The sequence below is a fragment of the Sphingomonas paucimobilis NBRC 13935 genome, assembly GCF_000739895.2.
GTDB classification, from domain to species: domain Bacteria; phylum Pseudomonadota; class Alphaproteobacteria; order Sphingomonadales; family Sphingomonadaceae; genus Sphingomonas; species Sphingomonas paucimobilis.
In genome coordinates this window covers 427613-435905 of sequence record NZ_BBJS01000014.1, presented here as the reverse complement: position 1 = coordinate 435905, position 8293 = coordinate 427613, and the positions used below count along the sequence as shown (strand labels likewise).

Here is an 8293-nt window from a genome sequence, read left to right as displayed (position 1 = left end):
CAGGGCTCTGTTTCGCAGCTGACTGACTATACCTACGACAATGACGACCGGCTGCGTTGCACCGCAGCGCGAAGCGGCGGTGCGTCGGGCGATGCCTGTGCGGTCCTGAACGGCGGTGCCAGTTCGGACGACGTTCGGGAACGGAGCTACGGTAGCGACGGGCGACTCACCACCGAGAAGCTGAATGGCGTCGTCATGGCAAGCTATGCTTATAGCGGTAATGGTCAGATTACGAGCGTCACCGACGCCAAATCCAACACGACCAGCTATCAATATGACGGCTATGACCGGCTGCTCCGGACGACCTACGCCGACCAGAGCTATGAATATATCAATCGCAACGGCTACGGCGATGTGACCTCGCTGCGCCAGCGCGACGCCCCCTCGATTTCCTATGGGCAGGACTTGCTGGGGCAAATCACCACCATCAGCCTTCCCGCTGGCGGATCAAACAGCAACATATCACTGGGCTATGACCTGCTGGGTCGCGTCACCTCGGCATCGAACGGCAACGGTCAGGCCCCATGGAGCAATACGACTGCGATGGCGTACGATGCCCTCGGTCGCATGATGTCGGAAACCAGTAATCCGGGTGGGATCGGACCCCGTGCCACATCGTACCTGTACGATGCTGCGGGCAATCGTACGCGGGTTACCTGGAGCGATGGCTTCTTCGCCTCCTATGAATACCGTCCCGACGGGCTGTTGCAGCGCGTCCGTGAGAACGGTGCGACAGTGTTGGGGGAATATGGCTATGATGCCCTCGGGCGTCGCACCACGCTCTCTCGCGGCAATGGCACATCAAGCAGTTACGGCTATGATGGCCTTTCGCGTCTGGCGAGCCTGAGCCATGACCTTGCGGGCACGATGGCCGATGTCACGTACAATTCGACCTTCGACCAGCTTTCCCGCACGACGATCCAGACGCGTTCGAACGACAGCTACGCCTGGACCGCCCAGGTCGCAGCGGATCGCGCCTACACGAGCAACGCCCTCAATCAGTATACGCAAGTGGGCACCGGCGCACTGGGCTATGATGGTCGCGGAAATCTCATATCGGATGCCAATGGTGGGATCAGCTATTCATACGATATGCTCGGCCATCTGACAGGTTCGAACAGCGGCGCTCAACTTGCCTATGACGCACTCGGCCGTCTGACCTACACCGCCGTCAATGGCGGCGGCATCACTAGGTTCGGCTACGCAGGTGACCAGATAGTTGCCGAGTATGATGCGGGCGGCAACATCACGCGGCGTCATGTTCCTACCACTAGTAACGACGATCCGATCGTCAGCTATGGCCCGCAGGGCCGCAGCTGGCTGTATGCGGACGAACGGGGTTCAGTTGTTTCCACCGCTGACGATGCCGGTAATGCCTGCCAGATCATGGCCTATGATGAATATGGCATCCCTGGCGGCAGCTATACCCAGCGCTTTCAATATACCGGGCAGGCTTGGCTCCCTGAGCTTGGCATGGCGTATTATAAGGCCCGCATATATTCACTGACGCTAGGACGTTTCATGCAACCCGACCCAATCGGGTATCGAGCAGGCTTGAACCTCTACAATTATGTCGGGGGAAACCCCGTTAATCTGACCGATCCGACGGGGCTTTATCAGTTTTGCCAAGAGCGACTGACCGGTGGTTTCCCCACGCATAACAGAACGAACGGCGATATTGTTGTTAGTGGTGGTCACTATGTGACGCAATGCACATACATCCCCGACTTCCCCTCAAACCCAGGCCTAACGCCTGGTGGAGGCCCAGGCTACATCCCAGGACGAGGTATGCCAGCGCCGAGGAACAACCAGCGTAAGCGCCACACATGTGACGGAGTTCCCGGCTTTGCGGCCTACCAAGTTGCTGCAGCGAGCGCGATTGCTCAGAATCCAGTAAACAGTTTCATCCCTGCGTGGTTGCGAGGTATTTTTATCCACACGGCTTTCTCGCGCGAGGTTAAGACTTTTCCTCTTTTTGGTATTTCATCGCACGTGAACGTGTCATATCGTGATGGCGCAGTTGCCGGTTGGCTTGACCTCGGATCGGTCAGACCTGCCGCTGTGAGCGGCTCGCTGAACAGTCCTGACTTTGTTGTCGAACTTAAAACTGGGAATGCCCGTTTGGGAGAGCCTCAGCTGTCTAACTACTTTAACAACTTGCCACCGAAGACGCGTATTTGCGAAATTTTTGAGCAAGGGATGTAAGCGGACCATGTCTGGCTCATTGAAACAGATAAAACTTAATTCCGCAGAAATTTTGGGCGCCGCTAAAAAGCGCCGGCAAGTCGGCAGCATCCTTAGGAAGCGAGGATTTATTTCTCTCGGCAAAGGAGGGTGGCTGGGATTTCGCGGTGATGACGTGGTATCGGGTTTGCTAGTTGAGGGATCCCCATCTGATATCTACATATCGTCGTTCGTTCTGCCTGTATTTGATGAGCTAACATTTATCACGTGGGCGCTGGGCCGTAGGATTGTTCATTGCTCCGCCAGTGACAATGCAGCAAGCGAATGTAATCGGGCGGTCTCTGAGTACCGGGCGGAAATCGCTACAATCGCTTCTCCAGCTGAGCTAATTGGCTATTTGAAAAATCAGAATATTGGCGGCTTCTACCCTATATGGGTAAGGTATTTATGTTACCTTAGAGAAGGGCGTTTTGAAGAAGCCTTTCATTATCTTGAAGACTAAAAGAAGCAGGAACTTCACAAATCCGCGTTAAAAAAATTGGCTGAGATTGCTCCGGCGGTTGAAGCCGCAGATGCAGCTGCGATACGGCAGGTGCTTGAAAGGTGGGAAAAGACGTCAAGGCAAATATTTGGAAGTGGTGATTTTTTGTTTGATTCTTCTAACTAGGGTGACACCTAGGTGTTTGATCCCGGCATTTGATGGTGCATCATCGGCGCAAGCCTGGAAGGATGCACTATGGGACAGGTTCTACACGGGAGCGCCCGCACGACAGAGGCGGTCCCCCAGCCTTCGCCGGGGCAGGCTAGCGATACAGCATAGTCAAGAGAGCCGTAAGCGTCCGGTCTTCCCCGCCTTGCAGGCTAGGTGATGCGCAAGCCACAGGTGCGGCACTGTGGCAGGCACCGGTGCGACATCATGGCAACGCGAATTATCGAGATGGTTGGGACTGAGCCGCGGCGATGGTTCAGCGACGATGACAAGGCACGGATCGTGTCGGAGGCGATGATGCCGGGCGCGAGCGTGTTGGACGTGGCGCGGCGACACCGGGTGTGCACGTCGCTGGTGTACCGCTGGCGACGCACGCTGCTGCGCGACGGGTTGCGAGCGAGGCATTGCCGTTGCCCGGCGCGGCGTTCGTGCCGGTCGAGATGGCAGGCGTGCCCATGGTGCCGCAGCCGGAGCCGCTCGGACCGGGTGTGGTGGAGGTGGTCGGCCCGGCCGGGTTCGCTTGATCGGGCCGCCGACCGGCGTCCGGGTATATCTGGCGGCCGGTGTCACGGACATGCGCAAGGGCTTCGATGGGCTTGCCGCGCTAGTGCAGCAGAGGCTGCGCCAGGATCCCTTTGGCGGTGCGGTGTATGCCTTCCGGGGCAGGCGTGGCGATCTGGTCAAGCTGCAGTGGTGGGACGGCCAGGGCCTGGTGCTCCATGCCAAGCGTCTCGAGCGGGTGAGCTGCCCGCCTGCACAACGTCCTCGACGACATCGAGCGTACCATTTGGCGCCGGGTCGACGTGTCGGTCTCCGCCAGCCTCAAGATGCTCCACGACATCGTCCAGGCCGCGATGGGCTGGGAGGATTGCCATCTGTGGCATTTCGAAGCTGGCGACCGGCGCTACGGCATCCCCGACCCGATGTGGCCGGAGAGCGGCATGACCGCTGCGAAGAACATAAAGCTTGCGGCCCTCATCAACCGGGGCGTGCGGGAGTTCGTCTACACCTACGATATGGGCGACGACTGGCGGCACACTATCACGCTCGAGGATGTCGGCCCCGGCGAACCCGACGTCAAGTATCCGCGCTTCGTCGATGGCGCCCGGCGCTGCCCGCCCGGGGACGTCGGCGGCTTGCCCGGGTTCGAGATGTTTCTCGATGCCATGGCCGACCCCAACCACGAAGAACACGACCACCTGCGCGAATGGTATGGCGGCCCTTATAACGCCCACGACATCGACGAACGCTTCACCCGCCGCGCCGTCGCCGCCATTGCCATTCGCCGCCACGCCGGCAAACTCGCCTATCAGAAGAGCCGCGCCCCATAACAAGGCGGTCTGCCGGCCACGCTTACTCACCTGAAGCAATGTCCGGTATTGAGGAGCCGGGAAGCGGCCGCGAACGTCCGCAAGTGATGACGTGGACGGCTCTCCAACCCTCCCGCAGAATGATCTGCGTAGAGCCGGAAGGAGAATTGCGATGGGCAGCGTCACCACGATAGGTCTAGATCTCGCGAAGAACGTGTTCCAGGTGCATGGCGTCGATGCGGGGGGCGTGGCGGTGATCCGCCAGCGGCTGACCCGTGATCGCATGCTGAAGTTCTTCGCCAAGCTACCGCCATGTCTGGTCGGTATCGAGGCGTGTGCGACCTCGCACTACTGGGCACGCGAGCTGGTTTTGCTCGGGCATGACGTGAAGCTGATGCCGGCGCAGTACGTGAAGCCGTATGTCAAGCGGGGCAAGAACGACGCGGCCGATGCGGAGGCGATCTGCGAGGCGGTGACCCGCCCGACGATGCGCTTTGTCAGCATCAAGTCGCCCGAGCAGCAGGGCGCGATGATGCTGCATCGTGTTCGCCTGATCCTGAATCGCCAACGGACGCAGTTGTCGAACGCGATGCGGGCGCACCTGGCCGAGTTCGGGATCGCCACGCCGATCGGCAGGAACGGCATCGAGCAGCTCCTCGACGTCATCGCCGACCCGACCGACGAGCGGTGCCCTCCGATGCGCGGTTTTGCCTGGAGATGCTGGCGGCTCAGCTGCGCATCGTGAAGGAGCAGATCCTGGAGAACGACCGCCGCATCCTGGCGAGCGCACGCGAGACCGAGCTTGGCCGTCGGCTGATGGAGATACCCGGCGTGGGGCCGCTGCTCGCCAGTGCCATCGTCGCCACCGTTCCCGATCCTGCGATCTTTCGCTCAGGCCGCAACCTCGCCGCGTGGATCGGCTTGGTGCCGCGGCAGAACTCCAGCGGCGGCTAGGAGCGGCTCGGCGGCATCACCAAGGCCGGGCATCAGTACTTGCGCCAGATGCTGATCGTCGGCGCCATGGCGGTCGTGCGCTTTGCCGAACGTAACGGTGCCAAGCGGCCGTGGCTTGTTCAGCTGCTTGCCCGCCGCAAGGCCAAGGTCGCGGCGGTTGCGCTCGCCACCAAGAACGCACGCATGATCTGGGCGATGATGTCCAGCGGCGAACGCTATTGCGAGCCGCAGGCCGCGTAATAGATACGGCGCGGGCGACCGCGCCTGACGAGGTTGGAAAGGGCGAAGAGGAGCTAATGCAACAAGCCGGTTGAACCGCCGGATCGGGAAAACCCACAATGACCCAAGCGCATCAAGCGCGTGAAAGTGATCGGGACCCGAGACGCGCGAATGGCATTACGGCCAGCGGCACCATCGCCGCATAAACAGGTCGGACACATAACCGCACCAACCAGCAACGCGAAGCAATTGTTCGAGCTTGCCAACGGAGGGCCGTCCACACATGGGTCTGGCCGCCTCAGTGGCCTGCTGGTGAGCGTTCGCACCGACAATACTGCACTTGAGCCGGTAGAGGCGATCCTCGTCACTTAGCGGTCCGTCGATATAGCGGAGCGCGGCCTATCCCCGCAGGGTCAAGCGCGCTCCCTCACTCCGCATCCGTCCATGCGTGAGACGAACCCAATCGGAGCGAGGGAGCCTTGGATACGAACGATCAGCCGCGTGGTGTAGACTTGGTTGGGCCCATTTCCTTGAGGATGCGCCCGGCCTCATGCGGTTCGGACCGCAGATGTTGCGGTGGTGCATCCACCGATGCGCCGAGAGCCGCAGCCGCATGCCAAGGCCAACGCGGGTCCCAAAGCACGCCGCGTGCGATCGCGATCGCGTCCGCATCGCCGTCTTGAAGGATGGACTCGGCCTGATGTGGGTCGGTGATGAGACCGACCGCTATGACCGGCATCGACACGGCCTGCTTCACCACCTTCGCGAGCGGCACTTGGTAGGAGGGACCAACCGGGATTTTTTGGCGAGGGTCGAGCCCCCCGCTGGACACGTGGATCGCGGCACATCCGCGCGTCTCGAGTTCTGAAGCAAAGATCGCGGTCTCGTCCACCGTCCAGCCGCCTTCGACCCAGTCCGTGCCCGAGACGCGAACCGTCACCGGCTTGTCGGCCGGGAAGGCGGCGCGCACGGCGTCGAACACTTCGAGCGGGAAGCGCATCCGGTTGGCAAGATCACCGCCATATTCATCTTCGCGTGTGTTGGAGAGGGGCGAGAGGAATTCGTGCAGGAGATAGCCATGCGCGGCGTGAATCTGGATCGAGTCCAGACCGATCCGGGCTGCGCGCCGTGCCGCATCGGCGAAGGCATCGCGGATACGCGTAAGGCTATCGCGATCGAGCGCGAGTGGTGGATGCTCGTCGGGTTCGAACGGCAGGGCGCTCGGGGCAAGGGTCTGCCAACCATGTTCGGCATCGGGTGCGATCTGCGCCCCACCGTGCCAGGGCTTTGCCGTACTCGCCTTGCGTCCGGCATGGGCCATCTGGATCATCAGCGGCATGTTGGACCAACGGCGCACGCCATCGACGACGCGCTGCATCGCCGTTTCGGTGGCATCATCCCACAATCCGACATCGCCATAGGTGATGCGCCCCTCGGGCGTGACCGCCGTCGCCTCGATCGTAAGAGCGCCCGCGCCCGACATGGCGAGCTGGCCAAGATGGATCAGGTGCCAGTCGGTCATCGCACCGTCTTCGGCCGAATACTGGCACATGGGCGCGATCACGATACGGTTGCGGAGCGACATCCCGCCCACGTCCAGGGGGTCGAAAAGCTTGGCCATTACCATTCTCCTACGTTGGGCATCGAGGCCCATGGTTCGGCAGGCGCCTTGTGTTCGCCCTGCTGGAGTAGTTCGATCGATATGCCGTCGGGCGAACGGACGAACGCCATATGTCCATCACGCGGCGGGCGATTGATCGTCACCCCGTCGGCCTGCAGCCGGGCGCAGGTCTCGCAGATGTCCTCGACGCGGTAGGCGAGGTGGCCGAAGTTGCGGCCACCGGTGTAGGTCTCGGCCGGGCTGCCATCCTCGGGCGGCCAGTTATAGGTCAATTCGACCTCAGCCTGGCCCGGCTTGCCTTCGCCGCAATGATCCTCGTCGGCCGCCAGGAAGATCAGGGTGAATCGCCCCTGCTCGTTTTCGATCCGCCGGGTTTCCCTGAGGCCCAGCAGTTCGAAGAAACGAATAGTCGCCTCCGGATCGGCAACCCGCAGCATCGTGTGGAGATAGCGCATGATCAGGCGGCCTTTGCCGTGAGGGCTTCCATGACCAGCTCCGCCGTGCGTGTGGCCGAAGCGGGGTTCTGTCCGGTCACCAGATTGCCATCGCGCAGAGCGAAGGGCTGGAAATCGGGGCCGCCCTCATGATGGGCGCCCAACTCCTTCATGCGGGTTTCGAGCAGGAACGGCACGGCCTGATCGAGGCCCACGGCGCGTTCCTCGCTGTCGGTGAAGGCGGCAACCCGGCGCCCCGCCACGAACGGCGTGCCATCGGGCTTCTTCGCGGAAACAAGCCCGGCGGGGCCGTGGCAGACCGCGGCCACGATCTTGCCTTCGCGGTCGAACCGCTCGACCAGTCGCGCGAGCTCCTCGCTGCCGGGATAGTCGAACATCGTGCCGTGCCCGCCGGGCAGGAACACCGCGTCGTAAACTGACGCGTCGATGCTGGTGAAAGCGAGCGTATCTGCCACTTCGGCCTTCAACGCTTCGTCCTTCAGATAGCGTTCGACCGACGCATCATTCTCGCCATCGGCGTTGACGCTGCGCTGGTCGACCGGGATCGCGCCGCCCTTGATCGAGGCCAGGGTCACGTCGGCGCCTCCATCGCGGAAGGCATAGTAAGGCGTGGTCAGTTCCTCGAGCCAGACGCCGGTCGGCTCGGTGCCGGGCGTCATGCGATCGGCTGACGTGGCGATCATGAGAATGCGTGTCATCGGTTTGGCTCCTTTGCGTGCCGGATCGGGGACGAGTGACGATGCCGTTGCAGCGATGGCTCGCACCAACGCCTGTCAGAATGCAGCCTCAGTTATCCGTCTGTCGCGTCGATGCTCGTTCAAATAGGCGTGAGCGCTCATCA

7 protein-coding genes and 3 pseudogenes are annotated in these 8293 nt (G+C 61.6%); 7 read left to right on the top strand and 3 right to left on the bottom strand.

What is annotated here, in order from left to right:
- The 7 genes and pseudogenes from SP6_RS20015 to SP6_RS06620 all read left to right on the top strand — a co-directional run.
- The coding region (locus SP6_RS20015; protein ID WP_167541257.1) for an RHS repeat-associated core domain-containing protein at nt 1-2205 on the top strand (2205 nt) is incomplete at its 5' end.
- 7 nt (nt 2206-2212) lie between these two features.
- Nucleotides 2213-2686 carry a hypothetical protein gene (locus tag SP6_RS20840; protein ID WP_126053702.1) on the top strand — a complete coding sequence of 158 codons (474 nt, stop codon included), beginning with the start codon at nt 2213-2215 and terminating at the stop codon, nt 2684-2686.
- Nucleotides 2687-3052: 366 nt separating this feature from the next.
- Nucleotides 3053-3238, top strand: a pseudogene (locus SP6_RS21675) (transposase); the annotation flags it as partial.
- Nucleotides 3235-3417 (top strand): hypothetical protein, encoded by a 183-nt coding sequence (locus tag SP6_RS21220; protein WP_126053703.1) that lies wholly within the window; start codon nt 3235-3237, stop codon nt 3415-3417. The pseudogene SP6_RS21675 and the gene SP6_RS21220, both read left to right, overlap by 4 nt.
- A pseudogene (gene tnpB / locus SP6_RS21750) lies at nt 3414-3623 on the top strand (IS66 family insertion sequence element accessory protein TnpB); the annotation flags it as partial. The gene SP6_RS21220 and the pseudogene tnpB, both read left to right, overlap by 4 nt.
- 22 nt (nt 3624-3645) lie before the next feature.
- Nucleotides 3646-4224: a plasmid pRiA4b ORF-3 family protein gene (locus tag SP6_RS21455; protein WP_037567407.1), complete on the top strand. Its 579-nt coding sequence runs from the start codon at nt 3646-3648 to the stop codon at nt 4222-4224.
- 151 nt (nt 4225-4375) lie between these two features.
- Nucleotides 4376-5397: pseudogene (locus SP6_RS06620) on the top strand (IS110 family RNA-guided transposase).
- Nucleotides 5398-5869: 472 nt separating this feature from the next.
- On the opposite strand, the gene SP6_RS06615 reads toward SP6_RS06620, so the two are convergent.
- From SP6_RS06615 to SP6_RS06605, 3 genes are read right to left on the bottom strand one after another with little or no spacing between them, the layout of a single operon-like run.
- Complete coding sequence (locus SP6_RS06615; protein WP_007403315.1) at nt 5870-6997, bottom strand: NADH:flavin oxidoreductase/NADH oxidase; 1128 nt, start codon at nt 6995-6997, stop codon at nt 5870-5872.
- Nucleotides 6997-7452 (bottom strand): VOC family protein, encoded by a 456-nt coding sequence (locus tag SP6_RS06610; RefSeq protein ID WP_007403250.1) that lies wholly within the window; start codon nt 7450-7452, stop codon nt 6997-6999. Before SP6_RS06610 ends, SP6_RS06615 begins: the two co-directional genes overlap by 1 nt.
- A gap of 2 nt (nt 7453-7454) precedes the next feature.
- Nucleotides 7455-8150: a type 1 glutamine amidotransferase domain-containing protein gene (locus SP6_RS06605; RefSeq protein WP_037567417.1), complete on the bottom strand. Its 696-nt coding sequence runs from the start codon at nt 8148-8150 to the stop codon at nt 7455-7457.
- Nucleotides 8151-8293: the final 143 nt, after the last annotated feature.